The 17,295-nt window shown below is 64.9% G+C and carries 17 protein-coding genes and 1 pseudogene; 7 read left to right on the top strand and 11 right to left on the bottom strand.

The window, feature by feature from the left end:
- Window positions 1-5: 5 nt before the first annotated feature.
- Window positions 6-2,093: a M3 family metallopeptidase gene (locus tag ACVMDN_RS43320; protein ID WP_076827699.1), complete on the bottom strand. Its 2,088-nt coding sequence runs from the start codon at window positions 2,091-2,093 to the stop codon at window positions 6-8.
- A gap of 130 nt (window positions 2,094-2,223) precedes the next feature.
- Between ACVMDN_RS43320 and ACVMDN_RS43315 the strand changes: the two genes are divergently transcribed.
- The 6 genes from ACVMDN_RS43315 to ACVMDN_RS43290 all read left to right on the top strand — a co-directional run bounded on the left by ACVMDN_RS43315 (window position 2,224) and on the right by ACVMDN_RS43290 (window position 7,189).
- The gene (locus ACVMDN_RS43315) at window positions 2,224-2,484 is read left to right on the top strand and encodes a hypothetical protein (RefSeq protein WP_028332864.1); all 261 of its coding nucleotides are present in this window, start codon (window positions 2,224-2,226) and stop codon (window positions 2,482-2,484) included.
- A gap of 671 nt (window positions 2,485-3,155) precedes the next feature.
- Window positions 3,156-4,298 carry a type III PLP-dependent enzyme gene (locus ACVMDN_RS43310; RefSeq protein ID WP_057016239.1) on the top strand — a complete coding sequence of 381 codons (1,143 nt, stop codon included), beginning with the start codon at window positions 3,156-3,158 and terminating at the stop codon, window positions 4,296-4,298.
- Window positions 4,299-4,428: 130 nt separating this feature from the next.
- Complete coding sequence (locus ACVMDN_RS43305) at window positions 4,429-5,046, top strand: GNAT family N-acetyltransferase (RefSeq protein ID WP_076827701.1); 618 nt, start codon at window positions 4,429-4,431, stop codon at window positions 5,044-5,046.
- Window positions 5,047-5,057: 11 nt separating this feature from the next.
- Window positions 5,058-5,225: a hypothetical protein gene (locus ACVMDN_RS43300; protein WP_194295351.1), complete on the top strand. Its 168-nt coding sequence runs from the start codon at window positions 5,058-5,060 to the stop codon at window positions 5,223-5,225.
- Window positions 5,226-5,316: 91 nt separating this feature from the next.
- Window positions 5,317-5,706: a RidA family protein gene (locus ACVMDN_RS43295; protein ID WP_076827703.1), complete on the top strand. Its 390-nt coding sequence runs from the start codon at window positions 5,317-5,319 to the stop codon at window positions 5,704-5,706.
- A 40-nt stretch (window positions 5,707-5,746) separates the two neighbouring features.
- Window positions 5,747-7,189 carry a homospermidine synthase gene (locus ACVMDN_RS43290; protein WP_028341360.1) on the top strand — a complete coding sequence of 481 codons (1,443 nt, stop codon included), beginning with the start codon at window positions 5,747-5,749 and terminating at the stop codon, window positions 7,187-7,189.
- Between the two features lie 126 nt (window positions 7,190-7,315).
- On the opposite strand, the gene ACVMDN_RS43285 is transcribed toward ACVMDN_RS43290, so the two are convergent.
- On the bottom strand, window positions 7,316-8,056 hold the full coding sequence (locus ACVMDN_RS43285) for an acetoacetate decarboxylase (RefSeq protein WP_076827705.1): 741 nt from the start codon (window positions 8,054-8,056) through the stop codon (window positions 7,316-7,318).
- 177 nt (window positions 8,057-8,233) lie between these two features.
- On the opposite strand from ACVMDN_RS43285, the gene ACVMDN_RS43280 reads away from it, so the two are divergent.
- Window positions 8,234-8,410: a hypothetical protein gene (locus ACVMDN_RS43280; protein ID WP_456843681.1), complete on the top strand. Its 177-nt coding sequence runs from the start codon at window positions 8,234-8,236 to the stop codon at window positions 8,408-8,410.
- 181 nt (window positions 8,411-8,591) lie between these two features.
- Here ACVMDN_RS43280 and ACVMDN_RS43275 read toward each other — a convergent pair whose 3' ends face one another.
- The 9 genes and pseudogenes from ACVMDN_RS43275 to ACVMDN_RS43235 all read right to left on the bottom strand — a co-directional run bounded on the left by ACVMDN_RS43275 (window position 8,592) and on the right by ACVMDN_RS43235 (window position 17,261).
- Window positions 8,592-9,308: an MgtC/SapB family protein gene (locus ACVMDN_RS43275; RefSeq protein WP_038384367.1), complete on the bottom strand. Its 717-nt coding sequence runs from the start codon at window positions 9,306-9,308 to the stop codon at window positions 8,592-8,594.
- 98 nt (window positions 9,309-9,406) lie between these two features.
- Window positions 9,407-10,426 (bottom strand): WD40 repeat domain-containing protein, encoded by a 1,020-nt coding sequence (locus tag ACVMDN_RS43270; protein ID WP_076827707.1) that lies wholly within the window; start codon window positions 10,424-10,426, stop codon window positions 9,407-9,409.
- Entirely contained in the window at window positions 10,426-11,484 is a 1,059-nt protein-coding gene (locus ACVMDN_RS43265; protein ID WP_076827709.1) for a CobW family GTP-binding protein, read from the bottom strand. The genes ACVMDN_RS43270 and ACVMDN_RS43265 overlap by 1 nt, the downstream gene beginning before the upstream one ends.
- Window positions 11,485-11,593: 109 nt before the next feature.
- Window positions 11,594-12,466, bottom strand: coding sequence for a metal ABC transporter substrate-binding protein (locus ACVMDN_RS43260; protein ID WP_076827710.1), 873 nt, complete (start codon window positions 12,464-12,466; stop codon window positions 11,594-11,596).
- Window positions 12,467-12,471: 5 nt separating this feature from the next.
- Window positions 12,472-13,341: a metal ABC transporter permease gene (locus ACVMDN_RS43255; protein ID WP_016842589.1), complete on the bottom strand. Its 870-nt coding sequence runs from the start codon at window positions 13,339-13,341 to the stop codon at window positions 12,472-12,474.
- 5 nt (window positions 13,342-13,346) lie between these two features.
- Window positions 13,347-14,102, bottom strand: coding sequence for a metal ABC transporter ATP-binding protein (locus ACVMDN_RS43250; protein WP_028332852.1), 756 nt, complete (start codon window positions 14,100-14,102; stop codon window positions 13,347-13,349).
- 5 nt (window positions 14,103-14,107) lie between these two features.
- Complete coding sequence (locus tag ACVMDN_RS43245) at window positions 14,108-14,299, bottom strand: hypothetical protein (protein WP_057016232.1); 192 nt, start codon at window positions 14,297-14,299, stop codon at window positions 14,108-14,110.
- Between the two features lie 1,308 nt (window positions 14,300-15,607).
- Window positions 15,608-16,391: pseudogene (locus tag ACVMDN_RS43240) on the bottom strand (LysR family transcriptional regulator).
- 174 nt (window positions 16,392-16,565) lie between these two features.
- Entirely contained in the window at window positions 16,566-17,261 is a 696-nt protein-coding gene (locus ACVMDN_RS43235; RefSeq protein WP_456828479.1) for a class I SAM-dependent methyltransferase, read from the bottom strand.
- Window positions 17,262-17,295 lie beyond the last annotated feature (34 nt).

The raw sequence follows: 17,295 nt of genomic DNA, 5'->3' as shown, positions 1-17,295 counted from the left end.
GCACCTCAGGCCGCCTCGGGCGTTTCGAGCAGGCCGCGACGGCGCAGCAGCGCGTCCGGCTCGGGCTCGCGGCCGCGGAAGGCGACATAGGCCTCCTCCGGATCGCGCGAGCCGCCCGACGAATAGATGTCGTCATGCAGCCGCTTGGCGGTCGCGGGATCGAAGATGTCGCCGGCCTCCTCGAAGGCGCCGAAGGCGTCAGCATCCATCACCTCCGACCACATGTAGCTGTAGTAGCCGGAGGCATAGTGGTCGCCGGAGAAGATGTGGCCGAACTGGGTCGGCCGGTGCCGCAGCGATATCTCGGCGGGCATGCCGATCTTCTCCAGCTCCTTCTGTTCGAAGGCGCGGACATCCCAGCTCGCCGCTGCCGGCTGGGTGTGGAATTCGAGGTCGACCAGCGCCGAGGAGACGAACTCCACGGTGGCAAAGCCCTGGTTGAACTTGCGCGCGGCGAGGAAGCGCTTGAGCAGGTCGTCCGGCAGTGCCTCCCCGGTCTGGTAGTGGCGGGCGAAGCGCTGCAGCACCTCGGGCCGCTCCTGCCAGTGCTCATAGAGCTGCGAGGGCAGCTCGACGAAGTCGGTGAACACGCTGGTTCCGGACAGTGACGGATAGGTCACGTTGGACAGCATGCCGTGCAGGCCATGGCCAAACTCGTGGAACAGGGTCCGCGCGTCGTCGGGCGACAGCAGCGACGGCGCGCCATCGGCGCCCTTGGCGAAGTTGCAGACATTGATGACCAGCGGCGCGACGGCACCGTCGAGCTTCTGCTGGTCGCGCAGCGAGGTCATCCAGGCGCCGGAGCGCTTCGAGGGTCGCGCGAAGTAGTCGCCGTAGAACAGCGCCTTGTGCTGGCCATCGCGGCCCTTGACCTCCCAGACCCGGACGTCCGGATGCCACACCGGGATATCCTTGCGCTCCTCGAAGGTGACGCCGAACAGGCGGGTGGCGCAGTCGAACGCGGCCTCGATCATGTGGTCGAGCACCAGATAGGGCTTGATCGCGGAATCGTCGAAATTGGCGCGGCGCTGGCGCAGCTTCTCGGCGTAGTAGCGCCAGTCCCAGGACGCGAGGGTGAAATTGCCGCCCTCCTCCGCGATCAGCGCCTGCAGCGCGTCGCGGTCGGCGAGCGCCCGCGCTCGCGCCGGCTTCCAGACCCGCTCTAGGAGGCCGCGTACGGCCTCCGGCGTCTTGGCCATGGAATCCTCGAGGCGGTAGGCGGCGTAGGTCGGGAAGCCCAGGATCTTGGCGGTCTCCTCGCGGAGCCTGAGGATCTCCACGATGGTGGCGTTGTTGTCGTTGGCGTTGCCATTGTCGCCGCGCGCCGTGAAGGCCTTGTAGACCTTCTCGCGCAGGTCGCGCCGCGACGAGCTTTGCAGGAACGGCTCGACCGAGGAGCGCGACAGCGTCACGATCGCCTTGCCCGGCATGCCGCGCTCTTCCGCCGCAGCCGTGGCGGCCGCCACAAATGTGTCGGAGAGGCCGGCGCGGTCGTCCTCGCCGAGCTCCATGAACCACTCCTGCTCGTCGCCGAGCAGATGGTGGCTGAACGAGGTGCCGAGATGGGCGAGGCGCTCGTTAATCTCGGCCATGCGGGCCTTTGCCGCATCGTCGAGGCCGGCGCCGGAGCGGCGGAAGCGGGTGTAGGTGCGTTCCAGCAGCCGCATCTGCTCGCCAGTCAGGCCGAGGGAGGCGCGCTTCTCGTGCAGCATGGCGATGCGGCCAAACAGCACAGCGTTCATCATGATCGGATTCCAGTGCCGCGCCATCCGGGGCGACACCTCCTTGTCGATCTCCAGGATCGCCGGGCTCGAATGCGCCGAGACCAGGTCGTAGAACACCGCCGAGACCTTCGACAGCAGTTTGCCGGAGCGCTCCAGCGCGGTGATGGTGTTGTCGAAGTCGGGCAGCGCCGGATCGTGGGTGATCGCAGTCACTTCCGCGGAATGATCGGCGAAGGCCTGCTCGAAGGCGGGCAGGAAATGCTCCGGCTTGATCTCGGCGAACGGCGGCGTCTCGAGCGGCGTCCGCCATGCCTTCAGGAGGGGGTTGGCAAGAGCCTGAGCCTTGGCGTCTGCGCTGGTTTCTGACATCGAATGTCCCGTTTTTCGCCTTGAAAATGCTGCCCAATCTATATCACGCGATACGGCATTTTTGGGCCTTTTGCGCTTGATAGATGGGCACTTTTCGGAGAGATTGCGCCCCCTGAACAGGACCTATTTCATGACCATGCAGCCCTCCACCTCAGGCAACCGCACCATCGCCTGGCCAAGCGTCATCACCGTGATCTCGGCGGCGATCCTGATCGGCGCGGAAGTGTTCGGCGCGGCGTTCGCCGGCGGCTGGGCGCTCGCGATTCTGCTCGGGCTCGACGACGTCGCCGCACACATCCTGCAGGCGGTGCTGTTCGGCATCGGCGTGCTGATCATGATCGCCTTCATCCGCGCAGCTCAGCGCGTCGAGCCGTTCACGCGTCGCGCGTGAGTTTGAGCGATTCAAGAAAGCACTGCGGCACAAGGCTAAAACGCACACACGCTTCGTTAGTCATTCTTAACAGCCGTTCATCTTCAGCGCGTCCGACGCGTGCTGCGCGCGACATCGCAAGCACGCGTTAGGGAAATTTGCCGCTATCGCAAAAAAAATCTTGCGCCACGAAGTCAAAAGACTTATTTCCTGCCTTGCCCAATTTCGCACGTGCCTGTGGTCGTGTGTCAGTCGGTAGGTATCCGGACAAGAGGCCGGACAGCCGCCAAGGGGTGGAAGAACCGAGGGTCGCTTACGTCCATCAGGACACGAGGCGGCCAGCATCTCTCTCCAGGGATGCCGTTGAAGGTCTCACCACTCTTTGCAACCGTGACTGGCAGCCGGAGGCGAACCGGCGCACCCCGCTCTCAACGGGGGACGCGACTTAAAGCAACGACGGATCGGGCTTTTTTGGTCTCTACCGGCGGTCCAACGCCGGCCCGGGCTACTGAAAAGGCTTGTCCTTCATTGCCAGGTGATCGGGCGGGAAACTCTCCCAACCAATCCACGGCAGCACAGTCTGGTTTGAGTCTCTTGGCCTCAACGCGCCTCCATCGCGCGATGTGGCCGAAGCGCTCTTACCCGACGTCACGTTGATGCGGATCCCGTCGCTGGGGCCGTTGGAGAGTGCCATGACTGAACGTATCCAGGAATTCCTGCGCCACCGCCGCCAGGATGGTCTCGACACCGAGCCGTGCCTCGTCGTCGACCTCGAAGTCGTGCGCGACAACTACCAGACCTTCGCGAAGGTGCTGCCGGACAGCCGCGTGTTCTACGCGGTGAAAGCCAACCCGGCGCCCGAAGTGCTGTCGCTGCTGGCCTCGCTCGGCTCCTGCTTCGACACCGCGACGGTTGCGGAAATCGAGATGGCGCTGGCCGCCGGTGCGACGCCGGACCGCATCTCCTATGGCAACACGATCAAGAAGGAGCGCGACATCGCGCGTGCCTTCGCGCTCGGCATTCGCCTGTTCGCGGTCGATTGCGCCGCCGAGGTCGAGAAGATCGCCCGCGCCGCCCCCGGCGCCAAGGTGTTCTGCCGCATCCTCTATGACTGCGCCGGCGCCGAGTGGCCGCTGTCGCGCAAGTTCGGCTGCGACCCGGAGATGGCGGTCGACGTGCTCGACCTCGCCAAGCGCCTGGGCCTGGAGCCGTGCGGCATCTCGTTCCATGTCGGCTCGCAGCAGCGCAAGGTGAAGGCGTGGGACCGCGCGCTCGCGATGGCGTCGACCGTGTTCCGTGACTGCGCCGAGCGCGGGATCAACCTCACCATGGTCAACATGGGCGGCGGCTTTCCGACCAAGTACCTCAAGGACGTTCCTCCGGTCCTGCAATATGGCCGGTCGATCTTCCGCGCGCTGCGCAAGCATTTCGGCAACCAGATTCCGGAGACGATCATCGAGCCGGGCCGCGGCATGGTCGGCAATGCTGGAATCATCGAGACCGAAGTCGTTCTGATCTCGAAGAAGAGCGACGAGGACGAGGTGCGCTGGGTCTATCTCGACATCGGCAAGTTCGGCGGTCTCGCCGAGACGATGGACGAGTCGATCCGCTACGCCATCCGCACCCCGCATGACGGGGCGGACATGACGCCGTGCGTGCTCGCGGGCCCGACCTGCGACAGCGCCGACGTGCTGTACGAGAAGCTGCCGTATCCGCTCCCGGTGACGCTCGAGATCGGCGACAAGCTGCTGATCGAAGGCACCGGCGCCTATACGTCGACCTACTCGTCGGTGGCGTTCAACGGCATTCCGCCGCTGAAGACCTACCACATCTGACCCGCCTCGTTTTCGAGGCCCGATAAACCGGGAGCCGGCCCCGCCGGCTCCTCCCCGATCATTTTTGATTTTCCTGAACGACGCTTGCCGCGGCGTACGACATGCCGTTGCAAGCGGGGACTGACGTGCCATGACTGCAAAACGGAACACCCCCGTTGCCCTCATCCGAGATGCCGCCCCGTTCGCGATCCGTGCGGAGCGTGGCTCGGACGTCGTCGCACGCGAAGCGCTGCTGGATGCCTGCTTTGGCTGTAATCGCCATACGCGCACCTGCCAGCGCCTGCGCGACGGACGCGCGCCCGCCGAAGGCCTGAGCCTTGCGGCCGTGCGCCAGGACGGCCGGCTGGTTGGAACCGTGCGGTTGTGGCACGTCAGCGCGGGGGGCCGCAGCGCGCTGATGCTGGGGCCGCTGGCAGTCGATGACGACTGCCGCGGCCTCGGCGTCGGCGCCGCGCTGATGCGGCGTGCGCTGGCGGTGGCCAAGGCGCGCGGCCACGGCGCCGTGATCCTGCTTGGCGATGCGCCCTACTACGCCCGCTTCGGCTTCACGGTGGCCAAGACCGGCGAGCTGTCGCTGCCGGGCACGTTCGAGCGCGAGCGGCTGCTCGGCGTCGAGCTTGTCGCAGGCGCGTTGGATGGCGCCTGGGGCATGATCACGCCGACCGGCGCGCCGCTGCCCGAGGCCAAGGCACCGCGGACGCGATCCCGGACCCGGAAGGCACCGCTCGCCGTGCCGCACGCGGCGTAAGGCGGGCCGCCATGTCGGAGCACCTTCCCATCACCGATGGCGCGCGCCCGCGTTGGCGCGGCCTCGTCACCACGGTCATGCTGATTCTGATCTCGGTGATGATCGTCAGGGATATCCTGGGCCGGCGCTGGACCGGCACGCCGCCATCGCCGCCGGACAGCACGCTGCAGTCCCACTAGTGCCGGCCGCACCAGGCCTGAACCAAGGGGTTGCGCGGGCGCCAAAAATGTCCGTAAACCCCGCCAAAGCCATTTTCAGTCGAGGTCCAACATGTCCCGCCGCCTGATTTCTACCGGCTCGCCCTTTGAGAAGACCGCCGGCTACAGCCGTGCCGTGATCGATGGCGACTTCGCCTTCGTCGCAGGAACCACCGGCTATGACTACGCCACGATGACCATGCCGGCAGATGTCACGAGCCAGTCACGGAACTGCTTCAAGACCATCGAGGCCGCCCTCAAAGAGGGAGGCTTTGCGATGGCCGACATCGTCCGCGCGACCTACTACCTCACCGACGCCCGTGACGTGGATGCCCATTTCGCGGTCTGCGGCGAGGTCCTCGGCGACATCCGCCCGGCCGCAACGATGCTGATCGTCGCGGGGCTCTACAAGCCCGAGATGAAGGTCGAGATCGAAGTCACCGCGAAGCGTCGCAACCCCTGATCCACCCTATCCGCCGCTAGGCACTCTCCTGGAGAAAATGATGAGCCCCGCCTCGCAGATCTACGCGAAGATCACAGGTCCCATTGTTATGATCGGCTTCGGCTCGATCGGCAAAGGCACGCTGCCTTTGATCGAGCGGCATCTCGATTACGACAAGTCGCGCGTCACCGTGATCGACCCCAAGGACGAGGGCCGCAAGGCGCATTGCGAGAAGCACAACGTCAAATTCATCCAGAAGGCCGTGACCAAGGACAATTATCGCGACCTGCTGAGCCCGCTGCTCACTGAAGGCGGCGGCCAGGGCTTTTGCGTCAATCTGTCGGTCGATACCGGCTCGACCGACATCATGGAGCTGTGCAACGAACTCGGCGCTCTCTACATCGACACCGTCAACGAGCCCTGGCTCGGCTTCTATTTCGATTCCTCGAAGGGCCCGGAAGCGCGCTCCAACTACGCCCTTCGCGAAGTGACGCTGGCCGCCAAGAAGGCGCGCCCCGCGGGCTCGACGACGGCCGTCTCCTGCTGTGGCGCCAATCCCGGCATGGTCTCGTTCTTCGTCAAGCAGGCGCTGCTCAACGTCGCCGCCGATCTGAAGCTCAATGCCCCGAAGCCGAAGACCAAGGCCGAATGGGCGGACTTGATGCGGCAGGCCGGCGTGAAGGGCATCCACATCGCCGAACGCGACACCCAGCGCTCCAAGTCGCCGAAAGAGCCTGACGTCTTCGTCAACACCTGGTCGGTGGAAGGTTTCCTGTCGGAAGGCGTGCAGCCGTCCGAACTCGGCTGGGGCACCCATGAGAAATGGATGCCCGAGAATGCGCATACCCACGAAGCCGGCTGCGGCGCCGCCATCTATCTGATGCAGCCCGGCGCCAACACGCGCGTACGCACCTGGTGCCCGACCCGCGGCGCGCAGTATGGCTTCCTCGTCACCCACAACGAGTCGATCTCGATCGCCGATTACTTCACGGTGCGTGACGCATCGGGCACGGCGATCTATCGGCCGACCTGCCACTATGCCTATCACCCGGCCGACGACGCCGTGCTGTCGCTGCATGAAATGTTCGGCCGCGCAGCGAAGATGCAGGAAAAGCATCACATCCTCGACGAGAACGAGATCGTCGACGGCATCGACGAGCTCGGCGTGCTGCTGTTCGGCCATGACAACAATGCCTACTGGTACGGCTCGCAGCTCTCCATCGAGGAGACCCGCAAGCTCGCGCCCTATCAGAACGCCACCGGCCTGCAAGTGACCTCCGCCGTGCTCGGCGGCATGGTGTGGGCGCTGGAAAACCCGAACGAAGGCATCGTCGAGGCCGACGAGATGGACTTCGATCGTCTGCTGGAAATCCAGCTACCCTATCTCGGCCCCGTGAAGGGTTTCTACACCGACTGGACCCCGCTGACGGATCGTCCGGGACTGTTTCCGGAAGATATCGACACCAGCGATCCCTGGCAGTTCAAGAATATTCTGGTGCGCTGACAGGGTCATCCCGGGATGCGCGCTTAGGCGCGCAGACCCGGGATCTCGAAATCGTGGCGCGAGATTCGCAGGTGCGCGAGTGCGCACCATGGTCCATCGCCGACGCGATGCCCCGGAATGACTTCGTCATCTCGCCATGTAGTCGAACGCGACCGAGCCAAGGCCGAGGGTCAGGTCTGCCTTGAAATGCAGCGCCGAGACCACCTCGCGCACCGGCAGGCGGGCGACATCGCATAGCGCGTGCGGAAACAGGCCGAGCGCGGCGGGGCCGGTCCAGGCCTCCTTCAGCGTGATGTCTTCCAGATGAAACCGCACCAGCTCGCAGATCCGCGGGCTGCCGTCGACATGCGGGATGATCTTCAGAATGAAGTTCGGCGCCGTCATCGACTTCAAGACGGTGTCGTGGTCGACCTTGCGATGCTTGTAGCCCATGGTGGCGGAGGCGCAGAGCACCGAGCCGTAATGCAGCGAGCCGACCAGCACGTCGCTCTCGACCTCGATCCTGGGCTTTGCCAGCTTCTTCGGAAATCCCCACAGCTCGCGGCCGCCGGCGATCGGGCCTTCATCGTCGAGATACATCGCGTGGGTGTAGGCGCCCTCCTCGCCCCTGAAGCGAACCGGGATCACCTGCCCGGTCTCGGTGTAGTCGCCGAAACCGGTCGAGTCCGGCATGCGGATGAACTCGTACTTCACCACCGGCTCGGCGACCTCGAGCGGCTCCGGCACCACGGCGGCGAGCGCTTCCGGGTCGGTCTTGTAGGTGATGATGAAATATTCGCGGTCGAAGAACCGGTAGGGCCCCGGCGGAAACGACGGGTTGGTGAGCGGCATCGAATAGGCGGTGCGCCGGACGTCCTCGATCTTCATGGCAGGCCCCATCTGTCGTTGGCGAGACGACAGATTATGGAGTGTGCCGGTGGCGGAGGCGAGACCGTATAATCGGCAGCGTCCGTCAAATCCGCGTCACAATGCGGGCCGCGGCGCGCTTACTTTTTCTCGATCGGCGGCGCGGTCTTCTCCGCGGGCGCGGGCGGCAGCACCGGCTTGGCGCCGGCCTTCCGTGCCTCATCGTCGGGACGCGCCGGCTGCGGCGCCGGCGTGGTCGGCCGCTCGCCGCCCGGCTTCGACTCGGCCGGCGGCGCCGTCTGCTGCGGCTCCGGCGTCGGCGTCGGTTGCAGCGGCTGGGTCGCCTGCGCGATCTCCTGCGGCGGAGCGGCATAGATCGCGTGCAGCGCGAAAGCACCGCGATCGCAACGCCCGCTGCCACCAGCGTCGAGGCGATCAGCATGTCGATTCGCAACCTGGTCCGATCCACAGCCATCTCGTTCACCTGCGCCTTGTCCACGGGGTCAACGATCCCGCCACGGCATGGTTCCGAAGCGGTGCCTGCGGGAACCTCGGCTCAATCCGTGGTGCTGACTTCCCAGGTCGCGTGCCGCACGCCGGGCTGATGCTGCAGGTCGACCACCACGGCATTCAGCTCGTTGGGCTCGACCGCGGTCGAGACCAGCGTCGCCACGATCTCGAGGAAGTCGTCGCCGGCCTCGACCACGTCGACATCGGCAACAGGGTAGTTCGCGGCCTCCAGCTTCTCGACCAGGCGATCGCGCATGTCTGGCAGCGCTTCCGGGGTAACCGCGAGCTTGAAGTAGTAGGTCGCCTCCGAGGCCTTCTCGTTCAGCGGGATGCGGTTGATGGCGTTGACCAGCGGACGCAGCAGCGTGTTGCCGGCGATCACGAACACGGTCAGCGCCGCCGCCTGCGCCACGAGGTCGGCACCGGCGCAGGAGCCGACCGCGGCCGAGGCCCACAGCGTGGCCGCGGTGTTGAGGCCGCGCACATCCATGCCCTGCTTCATGATGACGCCGGCGCCGAGGAAACCGATTCCCGACACCACATAGGCGATCACCCGCACCGCGCCGTCGGCGCCGGCCAGATGCATCGCGAGGTCGACGAAGGCGGCAGCGCCGACCGCGACCAGCACATTGGTGCGCAGACCCGCGGTGCGCTGCCGGTACTGCCGCTCAGCGCCGATCAGGGTGCCGAATACAAAGGCCGTGGTCAGGCTGACCAGCGTGTCGATGAAGTCGGCGAGCTGGAACGTGGTGAGAAATCGCATGACGCTGCGGCCCCGGCGCGAGCTTCGTCTTTTGACGCGTTTTCTTCATGCGATCCGGTACTCACTTCGCTCGAAAACGCTTCGTCTGCCGCGATCTCTTACATTTCCACGATGCCCGCGTCACCATCTTCCGTGCCGAAGGCGAGCAGCGTGCCCTTGGCATTCCATCCGAGCGCCGACACCGCCGTGCCGGCGTTCCGGCGCACCAGGATCTCGGCGCCGTCCTCGAGCCGGACCATCAGCACGGTGCCGTCGGCATAGCCGACCGCCATGATGTCGTTCTTCGGATGGCAGGCGACCACGGCGACCCGCGCCGGCATCGGCGCCAGCATCGCCGGCTCCTTGCCCATCGGGCCGTCCTTGCTGGTGAACGGCCAGACGATCACGGTATCGGCGCCCGAGGTCGCGAGCCCCTTGCCGCCGACACTCCATGACATCGAGCGCACCCGGCCAGGATAGCCGCTCATCCGCATATGCCGGTTGTCGGCGAGCCGCCAGCCATGCATCGCGGGCTCGTGCATCGCGGTGACGAGGAATTTGTTGTCCGGGCTGAACATGACGGCGAGATGCGAGCCGGCCCATTCCAGAAACTCCGGATTGGCCGCCATGTTGGGAAACCACAAGGTCACGCCGTTGTAATGCGCGATCGCAAGCCGCAGGCCCTTCGGCGCAAAAGCAAGCCCGCCGACGGTCGACGGTACCTCGAAGGTTTTCTCCTCGCCCTTGGGATTGCGCACGAACGCGGTCTTGCCCGCCGACCATGCCAGCGTGCCCTCGCTGTGCAGGGCGACGTTGTCGATCCAGCGCCGCTTGGCGTCGGTCGCAATGACAGCGGTCTCGCCCTTGGCGTCGATCGCGACCAGCTTGCCGTCGTCACCGCCGGTGACGAGCCGCTTGCCGTCGGAGGCGGCGCACAGGATGGCGCCGAAATGCGTCTGCGTCCGTGTGATCTCGCCTTCGGCGGTCGCGATCGCAACACCCTCCTCGGCGCCGACGAAGAACGCGCGGTCGCCGAGGAAATGTACCGAGCTCACCGCCGCGCCGAGCGGCAGCGGCTTGACGCGGTCGGTGATCGAAACGATGGAAGAAGGGGCCTCGCCCGGATCGAACTCTTTCATCACGTGGTGATGCACTGCTCGAAGCCGTCGCGGATCACCTGCTCGGGCAGTTCACGACCGATGAACACGACGCGGCTCTCGCGCTTCTCGCCGTCCTTCCATTTCCGCTGATGGTCGCCCTCCAGCATCATGTGGACGCCCTGGAACACGTAGCGGTCGTCATCGCCGGTGAAGGCGAGGATGCCCTTCGAGCGCAGGATCTTCTGGCCCTCGGTGGCGACGAGCTGCTGCAGCCAGGGCATGAACTTGGTCGGGTCGAGCGGCTTCTCGGAACGCAGCGACAGCGATTGCATGTCCTCGTCGTGATAATGCTTCAACCCGCCATGGCCATGGTCGTGATCATGATGGTGGTGGTGATCATGGTCATGCTGATGATGATCGTGATCATGGTCGTGATCGTCGCCGGCCTCGAGGAAATCGGGCTCGATCTCCAGGATGCGGTCGAGATCGAACGCGCCGCGCTCCAGCACGTCGGTCAGCCCGACCTGGCAACGCTCGGTGCGGTGCAGCTTGGCATAGGGATTGATGCCGCGGATGCGGGCTTCGACCTCGGCGAGTTCGGGCTTTGAGACCAGGTCGGTCTTGTTCAGCACGATGACGTCGGCGAACGCGATCTGGTTCTTGGCTTCCGGCGCGTCCTTGAGGCGGTCGCTCAGCCATTTGGCATCGGCGACGGTCACGACCGCGTCGAGCCGGGCGTTCTTCTGCACGTCCTCGTCGACGAAGAAGGTCTGCGCGACCGGCGCCGGATCGGCAAGGCCGGTGGTCTCGACGATGATGGCGTCGAACTTGCCCTTGCGCTTCATCAGGCCGTCCATGATGCGGACGAGGTCGCCGCGCACCGTGCAGCACACGCAGCCATTGTTCATCTCGAACACTTCCTCATCGGCGCCGATGATGAGGTCGTTGTCGATGCCGATCTCGCCGAATTCGTTGACGATGACGGCGTATTTCTTGCCGTGGTTTTCCGACAGGATGCGGTTCAACAGCGTGGTCTTGCCGGCGCCGAGATAGCCCGTCAGCACGGTCACAGGAATTTTTTGCGAAGCTTCAGCCATAACAACTCCGAAGGAACTCTTTGTTTGAACATGATCTTATCGGAAAACCGGACCCCACTTTTCCGGATCATGCTGGTCCGCGCTCAACCCAGACAGGGAGGCCCCTGCCCTACTCGGCGAGCGCGCTGGTCAGGGCCTTTATATTGTGCCTGACCATATCAATGTAAGTGGGTGCATCGCCCTTTTCGGCCGTCAAACCGTCCGAATACAGGGTGCCGCCGACCCGGGCGCCGGTCTCGGCCGCGATCCGCTCGATCAGGCGGGGATCGCTGATATTTTCGAGAAAAACTGCCGGAATTTTCGCAACCTTGATCTGGGCGATGATGGCGGCGATATCGCGCGCGCTGGGCTCGGAATCCGTGGACACGCTGAGCGGCGAGAAGAACGTGACGCCGTAGGCGTCAGCGAAATAGCCGAAGGCGCCATGGGTCGAGATCACCTTGCGCCGCGCCTCCGGCACTTTCGCCACCGCCTCATGCACCTCGCGGTCGAGCGCCTCGAGCTTGGCCAGATAGGCGTCGGCATTGGCCTTGAAGATGGCTGTCTGGTCGGGGGCCGCGGCGATCAGCCCGTCGCGAATATTGACGACGTAGATCTTCGCATTGGCCACGGATTGCCAGGCATGCGGATCGTCATGGCCGCCCATCTTCCGTGGCATGATCCCCTTGGTCGCCACCGCGACCGGTGCCTTGCTGCCCGAGGCCTGCAGCAGCCGCGGCATCCAGCCCTCGAAGCCGAGACCATTAATCACCACGAGCTTGGCGTCGGCGACCTTCTTGGCATCCGCCGGCGTCGGCGCGTAGACATGCGCGTCGCCGTCGGGCCCGACCAGCGCCGTCACGTCGACATTATTGCCGCCGACATTGCGCACCATGTCGGCGAGGATCGAGAAGCTCGCGACGACATTGATGCGTTCGGCGGCGCGCGCCGGTCCACTCGCCAGCAGCAGCGCCAGACCAATCAAACCGAACAATCGCCGCATCGTACTCACGCCTCGAGATGGCGGCCGGGAAACAGCTGCCGCACCAGGCCGCTGACATTGCCGAACAGCAGCGACACAATATAGAGCCCCGCCGCAACCAGGATGATCGCGGGGCCTGAGGGAATCCGGGTCTGGTACGACAGCACGAGTCCGGCATAGCCCGACAGCATCGCGCTCGCCACCGCGATGCAGATCATGGTGGTGATGTCGCGCGACCAGAACCGCGCAATGCCCGCGGGCAGGATCATCAGTCCGACGCCGAGCAGCGTGCCGAGCGCGTGGAAGCCGTTGACGAGGTTGACCACGACCAGCGCGAGGAAGGCGAGATGCGCCGGCGCGCCGGCCCGGCTCACGGTGCGCAAAAACACCGGATCGACGCATTCGATCACCAGCGGGCGATAGATCACCGCGAGCACCAGGAGCGTGAGGGTGGCGTTGAACGCGATCACCAGCAGCGTCTGGTCGTCCATCGCCAGGATGTTGCCGAACAGCACGTGCAGCAGGTCGATATTGGTGCCCTTGATGGACACGATGGTGACGCCGAGCGCGAGCGAGACCAGATAGAAGGTCGCAAGCGAGGCGTCCTCCTTCAATTCGGTGGTGCGGGCGACGAGGCCGGCGAGCAGCGCCACGGCAAAGCCCGCGATCAGGCCGCCGGTCGTCATCGCGAACAGGTTGAGCCCGGACAGCAGGAAGCCGATCGCCGCCCCCGGCAGGATCGCATGCGCCATGGCGTCGCCGACCAGGCTCATCCGCCGCAGCATCAGGAACACGCCGATCGGCGCACCGCCGAGCGACAGCGCGATCACCGCCGCCAGCGCGCGGCGCATGAATTCGAATTCGGTGAAGGGCGTGACCAGCGCGTCGGATAGCATCGGCGTCAGGCGGCCCGCGAGCGTGGATCAGCGGCGCAGGCCGCGGCGCTATCGTCGAACGCCTCGCACATCCGCATCGCGACCATCAGATTGTCCGCCGTCAGCGCCTCGGCGGTCGGTCCCCATTCGACCGGGCCGCGCGCCAGCAGCAGCGTCTCCGGGAAATTGTTGCGCACCATGTCGAGGTCATGCAGCGCCGCCAGCACGGTGCGCCCCTCGCCGTTCCACCGCTTCACCAGCGCCAGCAGGTCGGCGGTGGTCTTGGCGTCGATGGCGTTGAACGGCTCGTCGAGCACGATCAGCCGGGCGTCCTGCAACAGCACGCGCGCGAACAGCATGCGCTGGGTCTGGCCGCCGGACAGCGTGCCGATCGGGCGGTTCTCGAATCCGTTGAGGCCGACGGCGGCGAGCGCCGCCAAAATCTTCTCGCGCGCGGCCTTGCCGATGCCGCCGAAGAACCCGGTGGAGCGCCACAGCCCGGTGCCGACGAAATCGAACACCGAGATCGGGAAGCTGCGGTCGATGTCGGCAGACTGCGGCAGATAGGCGATGTCGCGATGATCCAGCCCGTCGAGATCGATCACGCCGGACAGCGGCTTGAGCACGCCGGCGATGCCGCGCAGCAGGGTCGACTTGCCGGCGCCGTTCGGGCCGATCACGGCGAGCAGCGCACCGGCCTCGACGGCGCCATTGAGATGATGCACCGCCGGGTGGCGGTCATAGCCGAGCGTGACGTCACGGAAGGTAACAAGAGCAGCCACCGGTCTCACCTCATCGCCAGCCAGACGACAGCCCACAGGCAGGCACTGACCGCGAGCGCCGCGAGCAGTCGGCCCGGCACGGGCATGCGCAGGATCGACCAGTGCGCGGCCTGCGCCGGATGCGCGTGCGGGGCGTGGCTGTGCCCGTGGGGGGCGTGGCCGTGATGGTGGTCCTCGTGGGTATGCGTATGCGCCATGGAACGACTGTTATATTATAACATAACGCGAGTCTACAAAGGAGGAACTCATGGCGGACCCGCAAAACCGGGGAGATTTGAGCCGCGCCGGCAGAGTGACGTCCCGGTCGACAGCTTTGCCGGAAACAGCTTTGCCGGAAACCTGCCTGGATGGGAACCGTTGGCTACCTGCGCCGGAGCGAAGGCAGACCCGTGCGCAGTTCTCTCCGCGTCGTCCTGGCGAAGGCCGAGACAACGGCGAATCCGTGGTGCAGATTGCGAGGCCCGCCTGCGCGCCTCAAATTCAGTGTCGTCCCGGCGCAGGCCGGGACCCATGCGCCGCGGCGGGTGTTGTTGACGGGACTCGTTATTCCAACGGTGCGTAACAATCGGCATTTGTGGTTATGGGTCCCGGCTTTCGCCGGGACGACACTGAGTGTGTGGAGCCGCGAGTAAGACGAACTTCTGCGCTCTCGCGATATGAATTGCCCGAGCTTTGACTTTTCAATCCGCCCTCTCTTGAACTGAGGGCGCGGGAAAGCCGGGTGTCGATCGCCCCCATGGGCTCCGTGCGGGGACTTGACACGTTTTGCTGAGTTGTCCGTCGGCAAATCACCGATTGGCGTGGGGAAAATACCGGCGGAACGCCTTCGGCGACGGAGAGGCTGCCCTATGCGAAGAGGCAGCCCTATGCGACCAGCACATAGACCAGCATGGCAGCGGTGATCGCCATCCAGACGAGCGAGAGGCGGAAATACAGCAGGTCCCAATTCATGGGCGCGAGCGTACACGCCCGCGCTGACGCCAACCTTTCACCAGGTTAAAGCATCGCGGATTTATTAACTAAGCACGCCAGCGGAATGGATCAGTGGTTGGCACGCCGAAAGACACAGCCCTGGCCCTCAATTTATGAACATGGCAATCGCCACGAGGATGACCGGGCTTAGCCCCATCAGTACGACAAACACGCTGTAAAGTAGGTTGCCCATAACGCCGCCCTACGTTGGAAGGGGAAGCTATGCCGGGAGGAACTCGGCAAGCCAGTGCAGTTTGTGCCAGCGGTGTTCGAGCTTTGGGAATTACCCAGTTATCTCCGGGACCTAGCTGGACATCCCCGTAACACTACGGGGGCGACACAGCTCAGGCAGAGAAAAGGGCGACGAGCGCCACCACCGCCAAAGCGGTAGCGACGCACCCTGCGATCATGACCCAGTCCTGACGCTTCGCCATGCCGGGCACGCTCACCCTGGCCAGCGCAGGTCGTGTTGACCTAGGTCAACCGGCCAAAATCATTCATCGGCCGTCGAGGCATCACGCAACGAAGCGCCCTCACGCCTCGCGCGCGTAACTCTTCAACCGTGCCTGGAGCACAGCGATCGGGAGCCTTTCAGCCAGGCGGCGGCGAGCGGCAGGCGGCCGGCGCTGCTGCCGCGCTTCAGGCGGAGCGGCACAAAGCGGACGCCGGGGATCGCCATCCGTGCGGTCCAGCGCGGCACGATGGCGACGCCGAGCCTTGCTGCGACCATGTTGACGATGGTCTGCTTCTCGTCGGCGATCTCCTGGATACGCGGCGTCAGCCCGGCCTCGTCGAACAGCTTTGTCGTCAGATCGTGGCTGTGCGGCCGCGAGCGGCGCTCCGGCACGATCAGGGGCTGATCCGCGATGTCGGGCAGCACGATCTGCTTGCGCCGCGCCAGCGCGTGCTGGTGCGACAGCGCCACCACGGCGGTCTCCTGCAACAGCGGGACAAACTCGATGCGGCGGTCGGGCCGCTCCGGCGGGCGCACGAAGGCGAGGTCGAGCGCGCCAGACAGCAGCTTCGGCAGCAGGCGGATGGTCTTCTCCTCGAGCAGTTGCACGGCAACATCAGGATGGGCGGCGCGGAGGTCGCGCAGCAGCGGCGGCAGCAGGCCGGCCGCCGCGCTGTCGATCGCGCCGATCCGGAAGCGGCGCGCCTGTGGCTTGCGCAGCCGACGGCGAAAGCCGTTCTCGATCGCCAGCAGCTTGATGTGGCGGCCGAGCGCCGACGGCATCGTCTGCAGGCGCAGCGCCGCGCGCCCGAAACGCAGTTCTCAGCAGCCGCCACGAAGCAGCGAAGCTGGTGCAGTTCCAAGACGCGGGGATTCCTTTCGGCTCAGTCATCGTCATGGCCGGGCTCGTCCCGGCGGCCGTCCAGGTCTTCCTTTTATGCAGCCAAGACGTGAATGCCCGGCGCAAGGCCGGGCATAACGCGTTGTGGGGGAAGCGATCGAGCTCGTGTGCTCTCCGGCAAGAGCCGGGCGCATCGTCACAGTGCGGGGGTCCACCTGTTGCGATGACGGTAGAGCTTTGACAGGCTGAAGTTTCCGACCTCTTGTTCGCCCTTGCGGAAAATGGCTATCGCCTTCTGAACGCTCATTTCCGAAATGATATCGGGCCGGCTCCCACAGAGCATGACGAGCTCGAAGATCAGATTGGTGAGGGCGGGCATATCGGTCCATTGCTGCGTCTGATAGGGCTCCTCCCAATGAGCCCAGGCCCAATCTTCGATCAGATAGAGACCATCGCTCTTGAGATAATGGAAGGACGCCTCGAAGCTTGCTCGCGAGAGCTCGTATTGATGCGAGGCGTCGTCGATAATCATATCTATTCGCTGGCCGGGGAATTCCGTCCTGATGATGGTCTGGACGCGCGCGGTGTCGCCTTGCGACGTATTGTAGTATAATTTGACGCGGTCCGTCAGACCGTGGTCGCGGATCAGGCCAAGCACCGCTGGGCTCGCAGGTCTGATATCGATCCCGACGAACTTGATACGTTCCTCGATCGCGGCAAGAAGCAAAGCCGAACCACCTTCGAAGATGCCGAATTCCAGGATATTGGTAACCCCGTTCTCGCGAATGAGGCTTTTGTAGCGATCAATCATCCCGCGGTTCTTGATGATCGCGATGGAATCCTTCGTCGTCCTGGCATCATTGAAGTTCTGCCTGATCAGGCCAAACTTCATGTTGTTGATCACGAAGGTATTCTCATCACTCCAG

The organism is Bradyrhizobium sp. USDA 4510, from assembly GCF_054059095.1.
Note: the sequence above shows the minus strand (reverse complement) of the source record. Positions and strands in the feature narration are given on the sequence as shown.

Coding starts and splice junctions, on each gene's coding strand:
- ACVMDN_RS43320 (WP_076827699.1), bottom strand. CDS start 2,093: ATGTCAGAAACCAGCGCAGACGCCAAGGCTCAGGCTCTTGCCAACCCC.
- ACVMDN_RS43315 (WP_028332864.1), top strand. CDS start 2,224: ATGACCATGCAGCCCTCCACCTCAGGCAACCGCACCATCGCCTGGCCA.
- ACVMDN_RS43310 (WP_057016239.1), top strand. CDS start 3,156: ATGACTGAACGTATCCAGGAATTCCTGCGCCACCGCCGCCAGGATGGT.
- ACVMDN_RS43305 (WP_076827701.1), top strand. CDS start 4,429: ATGACTGCAAAACGGAACACCCCCGTTGCCCTCATCCGAGATGCCGCC.
- ACVMDN_RS43300 (WP_194295351.1), top strand. CDS start 5,058: ATGTCGGAGCACCTTCCCATCACCGATGGCGCGCGCCCGCGTTGGCGC.
- ACVMDN_RS43295 (WP_076827703.1), top strand. CDS start 5,317: ATGTCCCGCCGCCTGATTTCTACCGGCTCGCCCTTTGAGAAGACCGCC.
- ACVMDN_RS43290 (WP_028341360.1), top strand. CDS start 5,747: ATGAGCCCCGCCTCGCAGATCTACGCGAAGATCACAGGTCCCATTGTT.
- ACVMDN_RS43285 (WP_076827705.1), bottom strand. CDS start 8,056: ATGAAGATCGAGGACGTCCGGCGCACCGCCTATTCGATGCCGCTCACC.
- ACVMDN_RS43275 (WP_038384367.1), bottom strand. CDS start 9,308: ATGCGATTTCTCACCACGTTCCAGCTCGCCGACTTCATCGACACGCTG.
- ACVMDN_RS43270 (WP_076827707.1), bottom strand. CDS start 10,426: ATGAAAGAGTTCGATCCGGGCGAGGCCCCTTCTTCCATCGTTTCGATC.
- ACVMDN_RS43265 (WP_076827709.1), bottom strand. CDS start 11,484: ATGGCTGAAGCTTCGCAAAAAATTCCTGTGACCGTGCTGACGGGCTAT.
- ACVMDN_RS43260 (WP_076827710.1), bottom strand. CDS start 12,466: ATGCGGCGATTGTTCGGTTTGATTGGTCTGGCGCTGCTGCTGGCGAGT.
- ACVMDN_RS43255 (WP_016842589.1), bottom strand. CDS start 13,341: ATGCTATCCGACGCGCTGGTCACGCCCTTCACCGAATTCGAATTCATG.
- ACVMDN_RS43245 (WP_057016232.1), bottom strand. CDS start 14,299: ATGGCGCATACGCATACCCACGAGGACCACCATCACGGCCACGCCCCC.
- ACVMDN_RS43235 (WP_456828479.1), bottom strand. CDS start 17,261: ATGAAGTTTGGCCTGATCAGGCAGAACTTCAATGATGCCAGGACGACG.